The 21,717-nt window shown below is 36.3% G+C and carries 17 protein-coding genes, 4 pseudogenes and 1 riboswitch; of the genes and pseudogenes, 5 read left to right on the top strand and 16 right to left on the bottom strand.

Going from position 1 to position 21,717, the window contains the following annotated elements; genetic code table 11:
- The 13 genes and pseudogenes from FT12353_RS07885 to FT12353_RS07830 all read right to left on the bottom strand — a co-directional run.
- Nucleotides 1-1,219: lectin-like domain-containing protein (locus FT12353_RS07885; protein ID WP_203619355.1), on the bottom strand; the 1,219-nt coding region annotated here is incomplete at its 3' end.
- Nucleotides 1,194-2,813, bottom strand: a complete 1,620-nt coding sequence (locus FT12353_RS07880; RefSeq protein ID WP_203619354.1) for a glycosyltransferase — start codon at nt 2,811-2,813, stop codon at nt 1,194-1,196. The genes FT12353_RS07885 and FT12353_RS07880, both read right to left, overlap by 26 nt.
- Before the next feature lie 12 nt (nt 2,814-2,825).
- Complete coding sequence (locus tag FT12353_RS07875) at nt 2,826-4,334, bottom strand: glycosyltransferase (RefSeq protein WP_203619353.1); 1,509 nt, start codon at nt 4,332-4,334, stop codon at nt 2,826-2,828.
- Nucleotides 4,335-4,698: 364 nt separating this feature from the next.
- Complete coding sequence (locus tag FT12353_RS07870) at nt 4,699-4,911, bottom strand: hypothetical protein (protein ID WP_203619352.1); 213 nt, start codon at nt 4,909-4,911, stop codon at nt 4,699-4,701.
- 60 nt (nt 4,912-4,971) lie between these two features.
- A pseudogene (locus FT12353_RS08680) lies at nt 4,972-5,154 on the bottom strand (IS3 family transposase); the annotation flags it as partial.
- Between the two features lie 134 nt (nt 5,155-5,288).
- Nucleotides 5,289-5,447: pseudogene (locus tag FT12353_RS08675) on the bottom strand (DDE-type integrase/transposase/recombinase); the annotation flags it as partial.
- 15 nt (nt 5,448-5,462) lie between these two features.
- Entirely contained in the window at nt 5,463-5,621 is a 159-nt protein-coding gene (locus FT12353_RS07860; RefSeq protein ID WP_203619351.1) for a hypothetical protein, read from the bottom strand.
- A gap of 5 nt (nt 5,622-5,626) precedes the next feature.
- Nucleotides 5,627-5,761, bottom strand: coding sequence for an IS3 family transposase (locus FT12353_RS08670; protein ID WP_203619350.1), 135 nt, complete (start codon nt 5,759-5,761; stop codon nt 5,627-5,629).
- Between the two features lie 175 nt (nt 5,762-5,936).
- Nucleotides 5,937-6,272, bottom strand: a complete 336-nt coding sequence (locus tag FT12353_RS07850) for a hypothetical protein (RefSeq protein WP_203619349.1) — start codon at nt 6,270-6,272, stop codon at nt 5,937-5,939.
- A 306-nt stretch (nt 6,273-6,578) separates the two neighbouring features.
- Nucleotides 6,579-8,846, bottom strand: a complete 2,268-nt coding sequence (locus FT12353_RS07845; protein WP_203619348.1) for a KxYKxGKxW signal peptide domain-containing protein — start codon at nt 8,844-8,846, stop codon at nt 6,579-6,581.
- Nucleotides 8,847-9,435: 589 nt separating this feature from the next.
- Nucleotides 9,436-9,633 (bottom strand): integrase core domain-containing protein, encoded by a 198-nt coding sequence (locus FT12353_RS08665; protein ID WP_373299356.1) that lies wholly within the window; start codon nt 9,631-9,633, stop codon nt 9,436-9,438.
- 216 nt (nt 9,634-9,849) lie between these two features.
- Nucleotides 9,850-10,095 (bottom strand): hypothetical protein, encoded by a 246-nt coding sequence (locus tag FT12353_RS07835; RefSeq protein WP_203619347.1) that lies wholly within the window; start codon nt 10,093-10,095, stop codon nt 9,850-9,852.
- Nucleotides 10,096-10,109: 14 nt separating this feature from the next.
- Nucleotides 10,110-10,376 (bottom strand): transposase, encoded by a 267-nt coding sequence (locus tag FT12353_RS07830; RefSeq protein ID WP_203619346.1) that lies wholly within the window; start codon nt 10,374-10,376, stop codon nt 10,110-10,112.
- Between the two features lie 84 nt (nt 10,377-10,460).
- Between FT12353_RS07830 and FT12353_RS08695 the strand changes: the two are divergent.
- Nucleotides 10,461-10,970: pseudogene (locus FT12353_RS08695) on the top strand (IS30 family transposase); the annotation flags it as partial.
- 685 nt (nt 10,971-11,655) lie between these two features.
- Here FT12353_RS08695 and FT12353_RS07825 read toward each other — a convergent pair.
- Both FT12353_RS07825 and FT12353_RS07820 read right to left on the bottom strand, forming a co-directional pair.
- On the bottom strand, nt 11,656-14,142 hold the full coding sequence (locus tag FT12353_RS07825; protein ID WP_203619345.1) for a glycosyltransferase: 2,487 nt from the start codon (nt 14,140-14,142) through the stop codon (nt 11,656-11,658).
- A 416-nt stretch (nt 14,143-14,558) separates the two neighbouring features.
- Nucleotides 14,559-15,319 (bottom strand): annotated as a pseudogene (locus FT12353_RS07820) (IS30 family transposase).
- Nucleotides 15,320-15,536: 217 nt separating this feature from the next.
- Between FT12353_RS07820 and FT12353_RS07815 the strand changes: the two are divergent.
- From FT12353_RS07815 to FT12353_RS07800, 4 genes are all read left to right on the top strand, one after another.
- Nucleotides 15,537-15,752 carry an RNA polymerase epsilon subunit gene (locus FT12353_RS07815; RefSeq protein WP_203619344.1) on the top strand — a complete coding sequence of 72 codons (216 nt, stop codon included), beginning with the start codon at nt 15,537-15,539 and terminating at the stop codon, nt 15,750-15,752.
- On the top strand, nt 15,752-17,434 hold the full coding sequence (gene rnjA, locus FT12353_RS07810) for a ribonuclease J1 (RefSeq protein WP_203619343.1): 1,683 nt from the start codon (nt 15,752-15,754) through the stop codon (nt 17,432-17,434). The genes FT12353_RS07815 and rnjA overlap by 1 nt, the downstream gene beginning before the upstream one ends.
- 154 nt (nt 17,435-17,588) lie before the next feature.
- Entirely contained in the window at nt 17,589-19,106 is a 1,518-nt protein-coding gene (gene ppcA / locus FT12353_RS07805) for a phosphoenolpyruvate carboxylase (RefSeq protein ID WP_203619342.1), read from the top strand.
- Between the two features lie 235 nt (nt 19,107-19,341).
- Nucleotides 19,342-20,235 (top strand): hypothetical protein, encoded by an 894-nt coding sequence (locus FT12353_RS07800; RefSeq protein ID WP_203619341.1) that lies wholly within the window; start codon nt 19,342-19,344, stop codon nt 20,233-20,235.
- Between the two features lie 96 nt (nt 20,236-20,331).
- On the opposite strand, the gene metK is transcribed toward FT12353_RS07800, so the two are convergent.
- The gene (gene metK / locus FT12353_RS07795; protein ID WP_203619340.1) at nt 20,332-21,489 is read right to left on the bottom strand and encodes a methionine adenosyltransferase; all 1,158 of its coding nucleotides are present in this window, start codon (nt 21,487-21,489) and stop codon (nt 20,332-20,334) included.
- Nucleotides 21,490-21,569: 80 nt separating this feature from the next.
- Nucleotides 21,570-21,654, bottom strand: a riboswitch (SAM riboswitch).
- Nucleotides 21,655-21,717 lie beyond the last annotated feature (63 nt).

Genomic DNA, 21,717 nt, shown 5'->3' with positions numbered 1-21,717 from the left:
CATTGCTGTTTCCAGTGTTGTTGTCACCATGGTTGTTTGAACCGTCATTACTGTTTCCAGTGTTGTTGTCACCATGGTTGTTGTTACCACTGTTGTTTGATCCAGCATTGCTGTTTCCAGTGTTGTTATCACCATGGTTGTTTGAACCGGCATTACTGTTTCCAGTGTTGTTATCACCACTGTTATTTGAGCCTACGTTGCTATTTCCAGTGTTGTTATCACCACTGTTATTTGAGCCTACGTTGCTGTTTCCAGTGTTGTTGTCGCCATGATTGTTTGAACCGGCATTACTGTTTCCAGTGTTGTTATCACCATGGTTGTTTGATCCAGCATTGCTGTTTCCAGTGTTGTTATCACCAGTATTATTAGTTCCAGTATTATCAATACCGTTGTTCCCATTAGGATCTGTAGCTATAGTATAGGTAAATTTAGTAAATTTAAATTGATTCAGACCGTGCTCATTCCCATTAGAACCTATCAAAAACATACTAAGCGAATTGTTTTTAATGAATGAAGAAACATCAACCACTAATGTCTGTCCTTGGGCAGTCATGGACAAAGATTTTCTATTCCCATCATACTGAACGTTCAAATTAGACCAAAATGAATTAGCACCAGGTATTTCTTTATAATTATTATAGGAAACAACAGTTCCAAATTTATCAGTAGCGATGAAATCCATATTAGGATTACTATCAGCATCCCACTGTGCAGACCCATTTGTTGTGCTGTTATAGTATGTATCTAATTTAATACCAAAAGCATTTTTTAACCCTCCCATTCCGAAAGCATTTCCAGAATCACCAATTTTGCCTATAGGAGCATCAGCAAATCCGAAAGCAACTCCGTCACCACCGCCAATATATATTTGACCAGTAAATGAAAAACTTTGGTTCATATTTATTTTGGTTTTTAAAGTAATTGAACCAACTGTCCCCTGGGTGTCTGAAGTTAATTGATAGCTATTATTTGGTAAGGGAGCTGCATCTCCATGATATGAAAAATAACGACTAAATTGGCTAGGATCAACAGTTCTACTCCCTAATGTTGAAGCAGAAGCAATCGTTTGTAATTCGGGAACATTAATATTAACATTGTCTAAAAAAGTAGGAGTTAAACCAATTAAAAAGAATGTACTAGCAAAAATCCACATTTTGCCACTTTTATACATTTTAAAATTTTTTGTTACTTTGTTAAATTTTGTTATTATTTTTTTCATTTTCCTTTTCCTTTTCCTTTTCCTTTTCCTTTTCCTTTTCCTTTTCCTTTTCCTTTTCCTTTTCCTCTCCTATTGTTTGTTTCATTTTATTGATTACATCCTTCCAAATATGAGAAACAGAATTAATATCATAACGTTGCATATTATGCTTTGCATTTTTAGATAATTTTTGACGTAATTCACTATCATCTAATATTCGAATAGTTTGCTTAGCTAACTCTCTATAGTCCCCTTTAGGAACAATAATTCCGTCTTCTCCATTAGTTATTATTTCAGAAGGACCAAAGCACGTATCATATGAAATAACAGGAATACCTACTGCTAAAGCTTCATTAATCGACATCCCCCATCCTTCATTTTCACTAGTCATAATCATAACAGCAGCATCCTTATAAATAGTATCTTGGCTACTTCTGTAAAATTCAAAATGGACTGATTTTTCTATATCAAGAGATTGTATTAGTTGCAAAAGCTCCTGATTGTATTTTTGATCATAGATATATCCATAAATAAAAAGCTCTGCTTGAATTTGACGTTTTCGAATCAAAGAAAATGCTCGAAGGGCATCACCTATATTTTTCTGTTTATCAATTCTAGCAACCATAATAATTTTATGAGGATTATATTTATTTTGGATTGGCAATATTTTAGGATTGGTCAATGCCACTGTCGCATTAAATACAGGTAAATGAGACGGCAGTCTTTGTTTCAAACTTTTACTTCCATCGATAGTAGGTAAAATGTATCCAGATAAATTGGACATTTCAGACAATTCTCGATTCATAACTTCAGAAAACTCACCGTCATAACTATTGGTTGAACTATAAGTATTATGCCAATATTCGAATACAGGAACTTTATTTTTCATTTTTAAAAGAGGTGGATCAACCAAATATGAGCGATCAGCTATAAAAATGCTCCGTTTATCATTTTGAGCAATTTCATCATAAAAGAACGCTGTTAATTCATCCAAACTGTGAAATACATACCTCGCATCATTATCATTTAAAATAATAGCTGTTTGTTCAATATTTGAATTAGGCAATTCATGATAAAAAAATTGAATTACAACCTCACCTTTAGCATTGTAAATATCTTCGGAAGATACACCCCCATCCTGTCCGAAATATGAAGTAATTGATAAAAATCCCCTTGAATCATAACCATCATCTCGCATTATATTACCTTGGTTATCAAAAATTTGTACATTAGAGATAAAATTTTGATTTCCACTAAAGAAAGTTACTTTTGCAATTAAACTATTTTGATGAAAAAGCTTAATTTCATCTCCCATTTGTTGTTTCTTTATTGTTCCAAATTGCTCCACAAAACCATCTACAATATTGTCTAAACTATTAGTTAGGGAATTTTCACCAGAATATGCTACTGTTTTTTGATAATAATCAAATAAATTTAAAAAATGTTCACTATCAATATCATATGGTTTTATATTTCTATGCTGAAATCGATTGTATCTAAAAGTCACTATTTTAGCGTCTTCATTTAAAAAATTGAAAACTTTTAATCGATTTATCATTGCTATTTCTAAACCTGCGAGTTTTGAGTCTATTGAATGCGTCAAAAAATAAAACATACCGTCTCCCTTTTATATTTCACAAATCTTGTTCCATTGACTTATAAAATGATTTTTATCGTAATGCTGAATATTTTGCTTAGCTGCTATTCTCATTTGCAAATAAAGATTAGTATCAGTTAATAATTTATTTGTCGCCTTAATAAAACTAACTACATCATTATTTTCAATTAAAAAACCACTTTTTTGATTTTCAATTAACTCTCTAGGTCCGTAATCAATATCAAAAGCAATAACAGGTACCCCATAAGACTGTGCTTCAGCTTGAGACATATTAAATCCCTCAAACTTACTTAACATCCAAAATATTCTTGCTTGAGAATAAACTTCTTCCAATTTTTTTGTATAAGGATGAATCGTTATATTTTCTGATAATCCTTTTTCGATAATGGCTGTCTTAACTTTTTTTAAATAACTGGAATCTCCATATCCAAAAATATCCCAATGAACATTCGAATTAATTTTTATTAACTTATTAATCATTTCAATACCAAGTAGGATTCTTTTCTCAGGGAAAATACGAGCTACTGTGATAATATCATATTTATAATGCCCCGCCATTTGATCGGATGAAATATCAAAATCGTTTAATATATATGAATTTAATTTAAAAACATCAATTTTATTTGAAGTAGCAATTTTTAAATCAGCAACCTCTTGATTAGTTGCTGCCAAAAGTCCATCTATTTTATCAGAATTTTCTATTTCAAATAGCAACGTATCAAATGGTTTTGTCTTATTCGCTATTCCATTTTCTGGAACAAACACATTATGCCAATATACAAACAATTTCCTACTAGTTGTCATTTTAATAAGAGAAACATCAGTTTTATATGCCCTATCAGAGATAAAAAGATTATTATTATCAAATTCTCTGTTAAGAGCATCTAAAAATATAGTTTCCAACTGTTCTTTTTTGGAAAGAAAATATTGTTTGCTTTTGAAATTCAATATCCAATTCGTATAAATTTCCCCATCGCTGTCCACACGATAGTAACTTTCTAAAACTGAGTTACCAAAAAGGTCGTAATTAATTTCACGAGCAACTCCACCCCGTTGACCGTATATATCAGACATACTCAAAAATCCGCGAATATCATAAAAATCTGTCTTAATTTTGGAACCGTAATTATCAAAATAGTCAACTCTATCAATATACTCTGAATGGTCACCTGAAAATAAGTAAATAGTTTTTGTATGACTTCTCTTTCTATATATTACATACTGATTTTGATTAATATTTTCAACGTACTCATCTTCTGTTAAAAGGTCTTTTATCTCTTTGCGTTCCAATTGACAAATAAGTTCTGTATTATTCCAAACTCCTTGAAAATAATCATACATATTAATTAAATCAAGAGTTTCTAATTTTATTTTTTTCTTAATATCATATAAAAACCTATTGTAGGCTAACGTCACAATTGAACTCCCAAAATTTTTAAGAGCTTTCAAACGCTTAAATTGTGCCTGCTCGATTCCTGATAACTGATAATTATAATCATATGTTACAAAAAAATTCATAGATATCCTCCTCAAATACCACAATATAGAAATAAGAAATAAGAAATAAAAAATTTAAAATAATTACTTTTATAAGAACATTTTCAATTACTATTGTAACAAAAAAAATAATAATCTATTTATTTATTCAAGCAATTCTATACTTAATTTGACAATAATTGAACAAAATTACTGTTTTACCTGGAACGCATCTATAAAAAATTTCAAATGGTATATCAATTCAGGGAGAGCCATTAATTAGGATTGCTTACTGTTCGAATATTTCGTTAAAATTATTTTTTTATTGAAAAACACTGAAATTTACAAGTAGTTAATTAAAACGTCATTTACGATTAAAAAGCTCATTACTGGCCCGCTCCCAAGGTCAGTAGTCATTGATAAAATAAACCGAAAGATGGTACTTGTTCTGCAACTCCTGACAGCCTGCAAACTCTTGACCATGGTCGACTGAAACGTTCTTGACAAACGCACGAAGCGTTGAAAACCATGGACCATAGATTTTTTTGATCCGATTCGGTACTTTAATCGTCCAAAGAAGGTGTGTTTGTCTTTCGACAAATGAAATGGCCCAAAGCATTCCTCCTTTTCATTAGTGTAAGCAGCTACCTTTTAAGAAATTCTTTGGGCTTTTTGTTTTTTAATTGTTATTCGAATTAATTATAAAATCTGTTATGAATCCCAAAATTAGGATATGTCTTTGAGCAGCCTTGAGGACTGACGCCCGATATTCAATCGGCGCCAGTCCTTTTAGTTTGCTCTTACTCCGTTTTCTATTGTAATAGTGAATATATTCCTTGATGGCTTGATTGAGTTCGGTATCCGATTGAAAGTGCTATTGAAAGTCAAAAAAATTTCTCGTTTTAGTGTTCCAATGAAACTCTCAGTCAATCCATTATCAGTTAATTTTCTTTTACGTGACATTGACTGATTCATGACGTGACTTGATAACCATCGTTAAAAATAACGATTTTGATATTGCCAACCTTGGTCAGTATGCAAGGTTAGCTTAGCAGCGTTTGGATAGCTTTTCACTGCCTTTTCCATCATACTAACTGTCTGATCTAAGTTCTGATTCCTGGACACTTCATAAGAAACAACTTCTTGCGAACAAACATCGAGTAAGGCTAATCAATAAGTCTTTTGACCATTTAATTTAAATTCAGTCGTATCGGCATAATACTTTTGGCCGGGATGTTCTGAGTGAAAAGATTGTTTGACCTTATTCTCTTTAATAACGCCAATCGTACCTTGATAACTACTATATTTTGCTTGTTTACGATTGTGCAAAACCACTAGTCCCAAATTGCCATAAGTCTTTGGACCTTCTTATGGTTCATCACTACGCCTTCTTGCTTTAACTGTAAAGTGATGCAACGATAACCATAGCAAGCATGATGTTCCTCAAATAACTCACGAATACAGTTCATGAGCTTTTCATTTTTGACGTCCTTTCCCACTTTCTGAAAAGTGTAGTAATAATCACTGCGAGAGAGGTGTGGTAAATCCGAGTGCCTGTTAATAATCTCTAAAATGAGCGTGAGGGGGGCTTTCAATTTGTGACTTAGTTGAGTTACCGCTGAGATAATTTCTTCCGCTCGTCCACTAAGACATCTGATTTTTTGTATATTCGTTGAGGATACGCATCTTCAAATTCTTCTCTTGTAAGACTTGATTTTCTTTCTTGAGCCTGCGATTTTCCTCTTCAAGCCGCTCTTTATCCTGGTCGATTATTTGGCTTTCGTCCTTTTTTCTTAATAACGATAGTATAACCGTTTTCACAGTAAGAACAAAGCCACGGCTAGGTAAGTCATACTCAAGAGGAACAAAATGAATCGAACGGGTTGGATTCAACGCTTTTTGAATAATTTCCAGTGTTAAATCATCAGCATATGACTGGTATGCATGCTCTAAGATGGCTAGACCATGCTTGTCAATCAAAGAAACTAAATACTGTACATTACCACTGTTTATCTTGTACTAATGACCAATCTGTTTGAGACTATAGCATTGGTTTTACCAAAGATAATAAATATGAATTTTGTCTTCTTTTGATAATTTCACACAAATACCAATTTTTTATTCAATCAATATAAATAATTAATATTTATGGCAAACAATTAAAACTATTTGAATTCATTAAAAAAAGAGCGACCATTTAATTGGCCGCCCCTTAAAAAATATTCTCAAACATTTAATTCATATTTATTATTCAGAAAAATATTTAAAAAATATATTTTTATTTGATTATTCCCCCTTTTTCTTACGCGAAGATACAAACTCATACGTTGAAAGCAAACCTGCAAATACAAGTGCAATCAACCCCTTATTTTCAGAAGTATTTTTATAAATACGACGACCTGTATTCGGCAAAACAGTATTCTCACTATTCCGGTTAACAGAATTTTGAGTTTCTCCTCGATTAATTGAAATTGGATCATCACTGATTGTAATATAGCCAGTTGCCCATGTTCTATCACCAACTGTCCCTGAAGCACTTTCCTGCATTGCTCGCTTTAACCTATCAATTGATGCATTAGTTTTAGAAGACTTCCCCCACATGAATGTAATTCTATAACGACCTGGCACTCTTACATTTCCATAAACAATAAATTCCACTACATTATCATCTATATCGTCTGAAAAAGCACCTTCTCCGCTTCTGTCTACAAAATGCAGGTTATTACCAAATAGAATTTGATTATGGTCATTCTTCAAATTCAAGAAGTTGAGCATGACACTCCATGAACTAATTGTTGCCAATGAATCAGTTGCTGAAATTACAGGGTTAACTAACCCATCTCCAATCAAATCATTACCATGATTATTATTTCCAATATTGTTTGATCCAGCATTGCTGTTTCCAGTGTTGTTATCACCATGATTGTTTGAACCGGCATTACTGTTTCCAGTGTTGTTATCACCACTGTTATTTGAGCCTACGTTGCTATTTCCAGTGTTGTTATCACCACGGTTGTTTGAACCGGCATTACTGTTTCCAGTGTTGTTGTCACCACTGTTGTTTGAGCCAGCATTGCTGTTTCCAGTGTTGTTATCACCACGGTTGTTTGAACCGGCATTACTGTTTCCAGTGTTGTTGTCACCATGGTTGTTTGAACCGGCATTGCTGTTTCCAGTGTTGTTATCACCACTGTTATTTGAGCCTACGTTGCTATTTCCAGTGTTGTTGTCACCATGGTTGTTGTTACCACTGTTGTTTGATCCAGCATTGCTGTTTCCAGTGTTGTTATCACCACGGTTGTTTGAACCGGCATTGCTGTTTCCAGTGTTGTTATCACCACTGTTATTTGAGCCTACGTTGCTATTTCCAGTGTTGTTGTCACCATGGTTGTTTGATCCAGCATTGCTGTTTCCAGTGTTGTTGTCACCACTGTTATTTGAGCCAGCATTACTGTTTCCAGTGTTGTTGTCACCACTGTTATTTGAGCCTACGTTGCTATTTCCAGCGTTGTTATCACCACTGTTATTTGAGCCTACGTTGCTGTTTCCAGTGTTGTTATCACCAGTATTATTGGAGCCAGTATTATTAGAACCGGTATTGTTTGGTGCATATACAAACACGTCGGCGACTTCATCTGAACTTAACCGATGCGTTATAGAGCTATTTTGCGATGAAATTACATGATTATCATCATTCGTATATTCATACGATTTAATAAAATGATATCCCATACTAGTTAAATCTTGAGCTTGGGAGGTTACTGTTTGTCCCATTGCCCCCCCTAGACCCAATTGACTAGAAGGTTGTAAATCATTATTATTAATATCCCTGTAGTAGGACTTGATAATTTTCGGCTCTATTGTTGTGGAATCAATATTATAAAAAAAATTATAACCAGTTCTTGTGGCAGCACCAGGAGCGTTCAAATCAAAAGAAATTTTAAATTTCTGGTTAAAACTCACGTTTGCAGCGGAACTATTAGAATATATAATTTTTGATCCGTCAGTATTCGTGAATGGAATATAAAGCCATACAGAAGAATCTGAAGGGGTAGTCGTTATTGTGCCATCTAAACTCACAAAATAACAATTTGAACTTGGAATCGATAACGTATTATTATTTGAATCTGTTACTACTATATTATTAAGGCTTGAAGCATTCAATTGAGACCACGGAACTGAATTCTTTCTAGAATTAGCAGCATCTAGACTATATCTAACTGTCAAGGCATTTAGGGTCACCATAGCTTGGGTGTCACCTTGTTTATCTAACTTCCCCCCAATATTTGAAACCTCAAAATGTCCGTCATCACTTGCGGAAACATTGTAAGGAGCAGAAAATTTAGAAGCATTTTGCCAATTATTCCAATCAACATTTGAGGAAATATTATCCGCGTTCGCACTAATTGCAAAATTTAACCCGTTATTTAAATTCGATGATAAAATGTTTGAAGAGCCTAAGCTGAGTCCAGCAAAAAAAACAAAGAACAGAGAAAACACAAGGTGTTTTCCCGACTTATACATTTTGTATCGATTTACTTTTTTTTCTCTCATATAAACCTCCGACTTTTCAAAACTAAGTGCAACTAATAATAATTATAATTCTAATTTAACAACTGTCAACCAATTAACTTTTCAAAAAGAATTTGAAAGTATAGAGAGAGTTATATGATTTTTTAATAAGAGCTATTCAATCGTTCTAACATTTATTGAAATATATTTTCAAGAACGTCTAGTCATTTTTTAATTAACATGTAAAACATTCATCACTCCTTGAACATTTTACGTCATGATTTCAGGACTTATTCAATATTGAACTGAGTATTCTTTATAGCCACGCGTTTCAGGTTCCTTCGGAAGTTTTCAATCAAGTTAGTACTACCAATGGCAAATTGTAAAATTAAGCAGAAAATCTCACACGAAAAACTTATCATTTAGCTCAATGTAATCAGAGCAAACACGCTTGTTGCCAGTTTTTAACATCCGAAATATCTTTTTTTGAATCATCACATTGCTATTTTAAAATGGTCACTAAAAACGGCTGCTCATATATTATGTATTGCGTCCACCCCCCCTATAATTGAATTCACCATGTTTACTTAAAATTAAGAAATGCTCGTATGTCAATAAGTTAGACACTTTTTTACATCGCCGAGCTTGATTCGTATGTGTGAATGCGTTCATGATTATATCGGTGAATATACCGCGAAATTCGAGCCACTAGCTCAAATTGACTCTTAAATCGATTTGGATAAATCAATGCTCTCTTTAAAATTGAATGAAAGGCCTCGATTCTTCCATTGTCGTAGGGGTGCCCTTTCTTGGAATAGGAGTGGCGAATGCGATTTGTCTCCAGTCAATTTTCAAAGACACTACTCGTGTACTCGCTCCCCATATCACTGTGCAGATAAGCCGGTTTTGGATGCCGGCTTAATGCCTCTAACAACATATCAGAGACAAAACGGCCATCTCGAACTGAACTCAAGACTTCAGTAACTGGCTTACGGTATTTTTGGGTCATCACTGATTGACAGTTTGCCTCTTTTAATAATCGCCATCATCGTCTTCCACCAACATTGATTCCTTGTCGGTGTAAGGCGATTTTCATTCGTTTATAACCATCAACACGGTCACTCGATAGCCAGATTTCTTTGGCCATTTCTTGAATCATTTGATTCTCCTGTTCGCGCTTACTAGGTACATGGTTTACCCAATCATAAAAAGTACTCCGTGCAATCTTTAAGACACGAAGTACAGTTGTCACACGATGACCAACAGCGATATTAGCTTGAATGATTGGCAATGCGGTATCACGATTTAATTTTTTGCCAGTAATACAGCCGCTCGTTTTAAAATATCATTTCCCTCTCGGAGACGATCATTTTCCTTTTTAATCTTTTTCATATCATTGTTTGTGTGGATGGTATCACCAATCATTTGCTTTTGAGCACCATGTGCCCATTTCAAAACAGTGGTTGAGGCCATACCAAATTCTTTTTCGAGGGACTTAGAAGAACGACCTTCCTGATAAAGAGCAATAATTGAATCCTTGAATTCCTTAGAGTAGCGGGGACGTTTTATCATATGCTAAAATCCTTTTCTTTCTTGAGTGATTATACAGTGGATTGGCGCATAAAATCGGTCCACTTTATTAGCATACGAGCAAAATCATTTTTACCAGATAATGGTATTCGACATAAACGCGTTTTTACTCATGGACGTTTAATTAAAAATCGGCAAAAAAAACGTCTAATTAAAACAAGAATTTGATCATTTCCAAGTGATACCATGCAATCTGGTAAACCACATGGCGATGTTTTAGTAACCATCACAGAACGGTTGAGCCGACAGAATATTATAAGACATGTCAGTGGTTGCAATAACCAGGCAGTGACATCGGCCATTATAGGGTACTTCTAGGGCATCAAAAACAATAAATCAATCACAGTTCATCATGATATAAAATTTGCAAAATATGTTGAAGATAGAAAAAAGCTAGTCATATCAATATATTTTGCACACTCATATTCACCAGAACAACAATGGGAGTAATGAAGTACTAAAACAATATTTCCGGTGGTTTATACCCCAAAAAAGCAAAATGGAAGCAGTCAGAAAGAAATGAACCAAACTAATCATTGAGTTAATGCCAGACCAATGAAAATACTCAACTGGTAATCACCGCGAAAAATCTTACAACAACATATGGTGTTCAGATTATTCTTACAATCTACCATCGAAAAACGTCCTGAAGATGTTAACAATCGGAAGGTATTTAGACACTGGAAAGTCGACACTGTTTTGTTGAGTCATGGACAAGATACAACCTGTTTCGTTACCTTTTTAGAGCTTCAAAGTCATACCTATTAGCGATTAAAGCATCAAATCGAACGAAATAATTGATGCCAATTCCTTTCAAACATTCCATAAATTCATTTAGAAGCACCGTAAAAAGTATTACCGTTGATCATGGGACAGAGCCAATAATGAATTATTTAATCGTAAATTACGGTACTTCTTTCCGCAAAAATCTAACTTTCGAGAAGCGCCCTAATTAATCCAATTTGTGACGCTTAAAATACTACTTAATATTCTTAGGACAAGGGCACTAGCAGAGCACTCGAATCGATGCAAGGCCACTATAAATAACGATTTAAATTCAGACAAATAGCTATTTTTTTGCATGAAAAAGCTCCTATGATGAAGTTGTATCGAACGTTTTTGTCCTTAATTACATCATAAGAGCTATCCACAAAATGATAATCATAAAATAAAAAAGAAAAACACAGAAAGAAAACGTTTAAATCAAATGATAATTTTCAGATATACCCTTGTACAAAATATTAATACTTTACTTTCCAAATTAGTCAATTACTATTTTAGATATAATATCTGTCAGTTCACTTTTTTTAATCAACATAACTTCATTAATATTTTTAATATTTTCTCTGTAAAATTTTATATCATTATCAGTCAATTTGCACATTAGTTGATTCAAATCGTCCAGGGAATCAATTACTATTCCAATTTTATTTTTCTTAATAAACTTTCCTAAACTCGATCCAGACCAGGCTATAATAGGTATTCCATTTTGTAAATAATGTGAGGCCTTGTATGGCATATTATACCTATTATATCGTGAATACTTATTAAAACCGGCCCTGTATTCCCCATCCCAAACAAGGCCGAAACCTGTATAATGACTCATTTTTTCAGAAAGATTTTCAATACTCAAATTTCCTTTATAAGAAATATAATCATTATTTAATAATGATTTACTAGGATTTGGTCCATAAACCTCCAAAGGCAAAGGACACTTTATTTGTTCTAAAAATTGAGCTTTGGCTAAATTACCAGCATATAGTATTTTTTTTGATACTTTATTAGGTTTCTGATCTAAATAGTTAATATTAGATAAATATTCTGGTAATGGATTCAAGCCAAATGGTTGAGAAAATTTAGACTTAATTCCAATTTCAGTTAATGCCTTCTTCATTTCAATACTAGGTACTAAAATAAAATCTACAATATTTAATATTTCAAACTCATTATCCATAAATTCTGATAATTCTCTTAAAATAAGACTATCGTTTAAAAATAAATAGACGATTATACCCTTATTCTTTAATTGCTGTATAATATCAAGATCATATTTTAAATGTGTTGGCATTGTCCAGACAAATGATGGATAAGATAGTAAGACTTTATCACCTAGAGAAAATGATTTAACAAATTCGTCTATTTTGTTAGAATCGTCAGGATAATTTATAGATATAAACCCATGTTCTTCAGCAATCTCTTTCAACCCTAAATTAGCTGGTTTTAAAGCATTGTTTTCTTCAAATGAGCCTCCTGTGACAACATATAAATTCTCAGAAGAAAATTCAATATCGTTATCCATAAAAAATTGTTTCCACTTTTTTAATACTGCTGTAAAACCAAATTTTTTATAAATTAAACGTAATCCGTTTTCTCTGAAAAAACTATACTTTGCGTCCTTCGTTAAAATACCTACGATACTCTCCGAAAGTTTTTTTATATTTCCTGATTCTATTAAACACCCATTTTGTAGACTATTAATAATATAATTTGGACCATATTTAACATCATAAGAGACTAATGGTAATCCATAAGAAGCTGCCTCTATCATGGACATATTGAAGCCCTCATATTCACTAGTAAGTAAAAAAAGGTCAGCATTTTGTAACAAAGATTCTTTATCAGGGCTATAAGGCAGTAAATAAACTTTATCCTTTAAAGATAATTCATCAATTAATTGATGAAGTTCCTCATTATATTTCGAGTCAGTAACATAACCATATACCTTTAAATCAATATTATTACTTTCCTTAACAACGTATGCCATTGCTTCGATGGCATCCTCAATCCGCTTTTCCCTTGATATACGCGAAAAATATACAATATGCTTTACCTGCTTATTTGGTTTAATATCGACATTTTTGGGGTATAACGCATACGAAACAGGAATATCAACCGTCGGAATATGTGTTCTATTTTCATAATCTTCGGCTTGTTCTCTAGTGGATGCAATGTACCCTGACCACAAATAATAATTATCATATTCTAGTTGTCTAACTTCATTTAGTGGTGAAGTATCTGGTTTTTGCCTATCAACTGTATGCGCACTATGTAAAACAACAAATTTTTTTACTTCATGATTTTTCATACCAATAACAATAGGAGTAGCGTATTCCGCTCTGTCAATATATATAACTGGAGTTGAATCAACTTTGACCAAAAAATCTAACCATGCAGATTTTAATTCATCCCATGAAGAAAAAATTATTTTCGATTTATCAGTATATTGAGGATTATTTTCACTCAGTAATATAGTACCATTATCGAAATTTTCCGTTAAGACAATTTCTCCATTAATGTTAAACCATTCATTTGCAACTAACCTACCTTTATCATAACTACTTCGTTGAGATAAAAATCCTCTAATATCAAAATATTCGATTTTAGCTATGTCGCGATTATTATTAAAGAAAACTATCTTTTTAATTTTATTAGGAGCATTTGTACTACCCAATATAAAGGGAAAGTACTCTATATCCTGATTTCCATTTAAATTATTAATTATGTCAAAATACTCATCGTTATTTATTTCACCCTTATGAACTGCTCCTTGCCAAAAATCAAACATATTAAGTGATATATCGACAGATAGACCTTGCCTTTTTATAAACACATATGATGCTGGTGTATATTCAAAAGTAACTATTTGCGATTCAACTTTTAATGCACTAAATAAATTATGTCTATACACTTGTGCATGTTCAATGCCTGAAAAATTATATTCAAATTTATTTGTTAAAAAATAATGCATACTACTCCCCCCCATTACATCAAACCAATTAATATTTGTTATACAGATTATAAAATTCTTAATTGCAACATCTTATCATTTTATAAAAAACATACATTCTTGATACCTCTAATAACTAATATCTAAACACCCTTTTAATATATAAATATTAAACGAATTCAATTCAATACATTTCTAAGAAAACACCAGTTATATTCTCAAAATTCTAACGGCTATTATAGCATTTATTATGATATAAATATCATGCTATACATTGATTAAAAACATAAACATATCTTTTGAATTAATGATAAAAATTATCAAACAATATGAACTTTAAATATTCATCAAATACCGCACTAATACTTTTACGAATTTCGCCAATAAAATTTATTATTTTAGTCCACATTCTAAAAGATAAAGTTAGATTGCAAGAATTAATCGAGCACTGCGAATTGCCGAAAAGCCTTTCGTAGTGATTGCCGATTGAGTGTTTTCATTGTCTGGCATTAATCCAATGATTAATTTGATCTAATTCTTTGTTACTTACGGTTTCAATTTTACGCTGCTCTCGATTTCATCATATTTTTCAAATTCTCGTCCGTGAGCAACAGTGATTGATTGAGCATTCTTAATTCCTGAAAAAACGAATTAAGACTGGTGTTACCGCCTGACTATTATGCCCACTAACCTGCCTCACAATATGTTGCAGGCTTAATCTTTCAGTAATGGTTACGAGTACTTCACCGCGTTTCTTACCCGATTGCATCGTATCCACTTCAAAATGCCCAAATCCTTGTCGTGCTGTCACACTTTCAGGTCTTGTCTCAATAGAACGACCATGAACAAATACTTGTCGTCTACCATCAAATTGACGCTTTTATCGGATACCTTAGTCAGGTCAATCAGTCACAGATAGTTTGAGTCGACCAGCATTAAACCAATTATAAATCGTTTTGAAAGGTATCCCTAAAACATGAACATCAGTTTTTGGTGACTACGTAGATGACGCTTTTTTTTTCAACGCCAACGCATGAGCAATATCAGCTTTATAGGGCGTGACTTGATGAATTTCAACCGATACCGTCGCAGGTGATCGGTCAATAAAACGTGCAATGGCACGAACTGAGTAATTCAATTCCAGCAAAGTTTGAATGACAGTGCGTTCTTGAGATGATAGACTTGTCGTGAGTCGCAGTTCTTTTATGGTTGTTTTGGACAATTACCATTAAAGGCGCTGCGGCTTTTTTATTCAAGTGTTCGGTTTACTTTTACAATCTACCAACCAATTTATTAGCATCCTCCTATCAGCAACTAGCTGATAGAAAAGCCCCCACCTCCTTGCAAGCTGTGGTAGAATTAAAAAATAAGGTTTTCGTCATGATCAATTAAAAATCGAACTTGGAGGAATAAGCATGATTTACAAAGTCTACTATCAAAGTCATTTCGACCGTAATCCAAAGCGGGAAAATACTCAGACCTTTTACATTGAGGCCGAATCAAAGCCAGCCGCACTAGCAGCTGCGCAAGCAAATACAGAATTTAACATCGAAGATGTTGAAGAATTATCCGATGCAGCACTGGTGTACGAACAGGCTAACCCGGATTTTAAGTTAACAACTTTTTCCTAATGTCAACAGTTGATATTAAGAAAAACGAAGTCGGCGTTTACGCTCTTGGCGGACTTGGCGAAATTGGAAAAAACACATATGGAATCCAATACCAGGACGAAATTATCGTCGTGGATGCCGGAATTAAGTTTCCGGAGGACTCCCTTTTAGGAATTGACTATGTCATTCCAGACTATTCGTACTTAGTCGAAAACATTGACAAAGTAAAAGCTCTGGTGATTACCCACGGACACGAAGACCACATCGGGGCGATTGCTTACTTTTTACAAGCCGTCAATGTACCAGTTTATGCTGGCCCACTGGCAATGGCCTTAATTCGTAACAAATTGGAAGAAAAGCAGCTCTTAAACCGCGCTGAACTCCATGAAATTACGGATGGGTCAGTCATTGAATTCGACCAAATGTCAGTTGAATTTATTCGTACCACCCACTCAATCCCAGACGTTTTTGCCGTTTCAGTCAAAACTCCCGTTGGAACGATTGTGGAAACCGGTGACTTCAAATTTGATTTGACACCAACCACCAAGCAAAAGCCAAACCTTTGGTCAATGGCTCGCACTGGTGAAGAAGGCGTCTTATTGTTGCTGTCGGATTCAACCAACGCTGAGCGGCCCGAGTGGACAAAATCAGAAGCCTGGGTCGAAAAGACTGTTCAAAAGCTTTTTGAACAACTAAAGCATGGCCGAATTATCTTTGCTACTTTCGCTTCGAACATGAATCGAATCAAAATGGCCACGGATGCTGCCATTGCCCACGGCCGTAAGATTGCCGTCTTCGGTCGGTCAATGGAATCAGCCATGACGAATGGACGGGCCCTCGGATACTTAAACATCCCAGACGATACCCTGATTGAGCAGTCACAGATTAAAAATATCCCAGATGACGAACTTTTGATTCTATCAACCGGATCACAGGGAGAGTCAATGGCCGCTTTGGCACGAATTGCTAATGGCACTCACAAACAGGTTCGCTTGAAGCCAAACGATAATGTTATCTTCTCTTCTTCCCCAATTCCTGGGAACACAGCCTCTGTTAACGCTGTGATTAACAAATTAGAAGAAGGTGGCGCGAACGTCATTCATGGTAAGTTAAACAACATTCACACTTCTGGTCACGGTGGCCAAGAAGAACAAAAGTTGATGTTGTCATTAATGAAGCCTGAATACTTTATGCCTGTCCACGGTGAATACCGAATGCTCAAAGTTCATGCTGGCCTAGCCGAAGAACTTGATATTCCAAAAGATCATACCTTTATTCTAGAAAACGGTGATGTCCTCGCTCTTGACGGTGTTAACCCACCACGAATTGCTGGACACTTCCCTGCCGAAGATACTTATATCGATGGTTCAGGAATTGGCGATATCGGTTCGATTGTCTTGCACGACCGCCTGAAGCTATCACAAGATGGTTTGGTTATCGTCACCGCTACGATCGACTTAAAGAAAAAGGAAATCCTTTCTGGACCCGATATCTTGTCCCGCGGTTTTGTTTACATGCGTGAATCTGGTGACCTCATTAATGATGGTCGTCATGTCATTTTCAATACGATTCGTAAGGCAATGTCTGCAAAGAATGCCAGTGAATCTGATATTCGTCAAGCCATCATTGATGATTTGGCTAAGTATTTGCATAAAGAAACGGCTCGTAAGCCAATGATTTTGCCGATGCTGATTATGATTTAAGAAAAATAGAAAACGTCTAAATGATTTTATCGTTTAGGCGTTTTTTTCATACTAAAATCTGCTATTATTAAAGAGTATCGTTAACATTTTATTTATGCTTTTACTTGTTTAACGATTGATTATCCGTTTCTATCCCAAAAAGGAGCTTTAAGAGATGACAGAACGCAAGATTCCGGCGATTATGGGCACACAACACCCTGATAACGCCAACGCCCCCTTCTGGGACACCGCGCAACAACCTTTCATCAGTGCTTATCGTGAAACTGATGAAGCCTTTCAAAACTACCAGACCCTCCATGTTGATGAATACATGTGGGACTGGGAAGGAAAGCACGCCGATGCGGCCGTCATTGACCGCCTTTTTTCAACCCACTATGAATACTTTAAGGAACACCAACTTGGTCGTGACAAGTTTTTGACCTTCCGTTTCCCAAACATCTGGGAAGAAAAGGGCTACAACTTAATGCAAGCCATGACCGCCTTTTTGAGTTCAGAAGACTTTGCCAACGATCTTGGCTTTGACCAACGTCCCTTGTTTGAAGCTATCTTGCCAATGGCTCAGCGTGCCGATCAAATCATTGAAATGCAGCTTTTGTTTGAAAAGCTCGCTCAGTTCAAGGATGCGACCTTCACACCAACGGAAGACAACAAGGCCTACATCGAGATGATCCCACTCTTTGAAGACTTTGAAACGCAATACCATGCACCAGAAATTTTGAAGGAATACTTGAACCTTCATGAAGAACACTTCGGCTTCCGACCAAAGTACTTACGTGTCTTCTTGGCTGGGTCTGATTCTGCCCTCTCAGCCGGCTTTATGTCCTCCATTATTGGAAACAAGTTGGCCTTAGCCCGCTTGCACCAATTTGCCGAGGAAGAAGGCATTGCCATCTACCCAATTTCTGGAACTGGGTCTCCCATCTTCCGTGGTGGCCTCTCACCTCGTCGTGTTAAGCGCTATGTCCGTGAGTTCCCTGGTGTGCGCACGGCAACTGTTCAGTCAGCATTCCGTTATGACTTTTCAATTGACGAAACAAAGGCCGGTATCAAGTTCTTAAAGGAAGAATTGCCAAAGGCCAATCCATTGGTGATTAGCGATGAAGACGAAACAATTCTTTCCGATATCGCCCAAAAATCAGCAACCTTCTACCAGGAAACACTTGAGCAATTGGTTCCTGATGTTCAACCAATCTTCAAGGCCTTCCCAAAGCGTCGTGATCGTCGTCAGCACGTTGGGGTCCTAGGCTACTCCCGTTCAGTTGATAACATCGAATTGCCTCGGGCTATCAACTTTACTGGTGCCTTCTACTCAATTGGTGTGCCACCTGAATTTATTGGCTTTGGTCATGCATACGCGAGCCTCAACGAGGAGCAGTTGGCTGCCTTGAACCGCTATTATCCAAGCATGCGCGCTGATTTTGCGGAATTAGCCCACTATGTCAATTGGGATGCCCTCCAGGTTTTGAAGACGCAAAGTCCAGCCTGGCAAGAAGTCGAAGAAGATATCGTCATCCTAAAGAATGCCTTTGACCTCCACGTTGGCCCAGAAACAATGGCTGAACAACAACACGCTGAAATCGCCCTCCAAGTCGTTGAATTCAAGGAAGGCGCTTCCGTTGCCATCACTGCTTTAATCAACCGGATGGCCCAATTGCGCCATTTCTTGGGCTAATTTAAGCACTTAAAAATTAATCAACAAAAAGACGAACCTAAGTTCGTCTTTTTTATTTGCTCATTATTTTGTCGTACCAGAAAACTTGGCGCCAAACAAATATCAAGAAAAAATCATCACCATCCCTGATTTTCTGCTATAATCAACGTATTCTGATAAATTCGAAACGATGCTCGCTGAGCATTCGGCATGCACTGACATGCCTTTTTTAACGACATAGCAAAGACTTAAGATTATGACATCAGCACACTTTATTATCGATACAACCCTGATTCGCCAAAAGGATCTGGGTTCCTTGGATCAAATTCAAGGGCAATTAACAGCCGCCCAGGCGGTGACAAGCTTTCAAAAGGCATCAACGCAAAACCCAGTCTATAGCCTCGCCCGCAAAGTCGCTAAGACCTTGCAAACAGAAGAAGTCCTGCCAATCGTCGTCATTGGTAATCCAGCTTCCTTGAATGCAACTTTGGCCGCAATTCTAGACTTTGACGCAAGCATGCGCTGGCCACTCTTACTCATCAATTGGAGCGATAAAAGCCACTCAACAAATCATCTTGTGAAACAAATTTTAACTTCCTTAAACAACCAAACCATCCAGCAGGTTCCTCTTGGATTAGTAACTGGTTCTGTTCCAAAGCAAGGCAAGCAATACTTCTTGGATAGTTTCCAGGTCGGTCCTGATTTTTCAGCCATTTTACCCAAATTCAATCAAAAATTTGCTTGGAAGCATGCCTTTCATCAAATGTTTTCTTTTTGGGGCCAGGCCTCACGTAACCAAAATAAAATCAGCTTTTCCTGGACCCTTCGTTTTGGCCATACCTACCAAAACCATTCCAAGACGCTCGGCTTACAAATTATCCTTGGGCAAAATGGCGTTGCATCCGAAATTCGTCTGGTCAACCAACTTCCCTGGCCACAACTCATGCTGACCTATCTGCGTGGTAAAAAAGGCGTGGAAAACCCTAGTCGAAAGGGCTTCACCACCATCCCACTCACGATTCCTGCCGATTTTCATATCCAAGATATTCAGTCAGTCAAAACCGATGGCCGCCTCCTTCAATCCGGTGCCTATTCTTTCACCATGACAATTACAGGGACCTACCCCATCATGGCAGTCACCGAAAACTAATCAACACAAATGAAAAAGACCTGGATACGTCCTTCGACGACATTCAGGTCTTTTTAGTTTAGATGATAGCTCTGCTTTTTCCTAAAGAAAATTGGCTTATAATTCCGCCTTGATTTTCTCAACCTGGTCCAACTTTTCCCATGGCAAGTCCAAATCAGGACGACCAAAGTGGCCGTAAGCAGCTGTTTGCTTGTAGATTGGGCGACGAAGGTCTAGGCTGTTAATGATTGAAAAAGGACGGAAATCAAAGAGCTTCTCAACAATCGCTTCAATCTTGTCTTCTGCAACCTTAGCGGTTCCAAAGGTTTCAATGTTTAATGATACCGGATTTGCGACACCAATTGCATAGGCTATCTGGAGCTCAATCTTGTCGGCCAAACCAGCAGCAACCAAGTTCTTCGCCACGTAACGAGCATAGTAAGCAGCTGACCGGTCAACCTTAGTAGCATCCTTTCCAGAGAAAGCACCACCACCATGGTGGGCTGCCCCACCGTAAGTATCGACGATAATCTTACGACCAGTCAAACCGGAATCGGCTTGAGGCCCACCCAAGACAAAGCGGCCAGATGGGTTGATGTAATACTTCGTTTGGTCATCGACTAAATCAGCAGGCAAAACCGAATCAATCACGAACTTTTTAATATCAGCGCGCAATTGTTCCAATGTTACTTCTGCATCGTGCTGAGTTGACAAAACAACGGCGGCAATACGCTTAACCTGACCATCATCCATCAATTCCAGCGTTACTTCCCCCTTGGCATCTGGACGGAGGTAAGTCAATTCTTGGTCATTTCGTACTTGACGAATCTTGCGCATTAACTGGTGGGACAAGTCCAAGGCCAATGGCAAGTAATCAGCCGTTTCGTTGGTTGCATAACCAAAGACCATTCCTTGGTCACCAGCACCTAACTGGTCAGGATCATCTTCAGCAGCATCAACAGCTTGGGCGATATCCGGTGATTGTTCCACAATCTTGTTGGAAACATTGATGGAATCGGCTGAAAAGCCAAATTCCGGTTTGTCATATCCGATTGCCTTGATTGTATCAACGGCAATTTGACGGACGTTCACATAGGCAGTCGTTGACAACTCACCAAAGATAGAAACATCCCCCGTTGATGTCGTCACTTCGATGGCGGCTCGAGCCTTTGGGTCTTCTGTCAATACGGCATCCAAGATGGCATCGGCGATTTGGTCCGCTACCTTATCCGGGTGTCCATTGGCAACTGATTCAGCAGTAAAAAATTTTGTCATTTTCTTTTTCTCCTTTAAATTAACTAACAATTAAGAGACAGAAGAAAAGCGCCTTGGACAACCCAAAGCGCTTTGCAAGTTGCCTATCTTACAGAATTACCACCGTGCGAATGCCGGTTGGTGCAGGTTCACCGTGCTGTATCACTTCCCTGCTCTTGATAGTTATGTAATTTATAATTTATATTCTACATGATAGAATAAGAAATAGCAATTAACTTTCGAGGTTCT

Origin of the sequence: Fructobacillus tropaeoli, from assembly GCF_016860625.1 — a bacterium.
In the GTDB taxonomy this organism is placed as follows: Bacteria; Bacillota; Bacilli; order Lactobacillales; family Lactobacillaceae; genus Fructobacillus; species Fructobacillus tropaeoli.
Note: the sequence above shows the minus strand (reverse complement) of the source record. Positions and strands in the feature narration are given on the sequence as shown.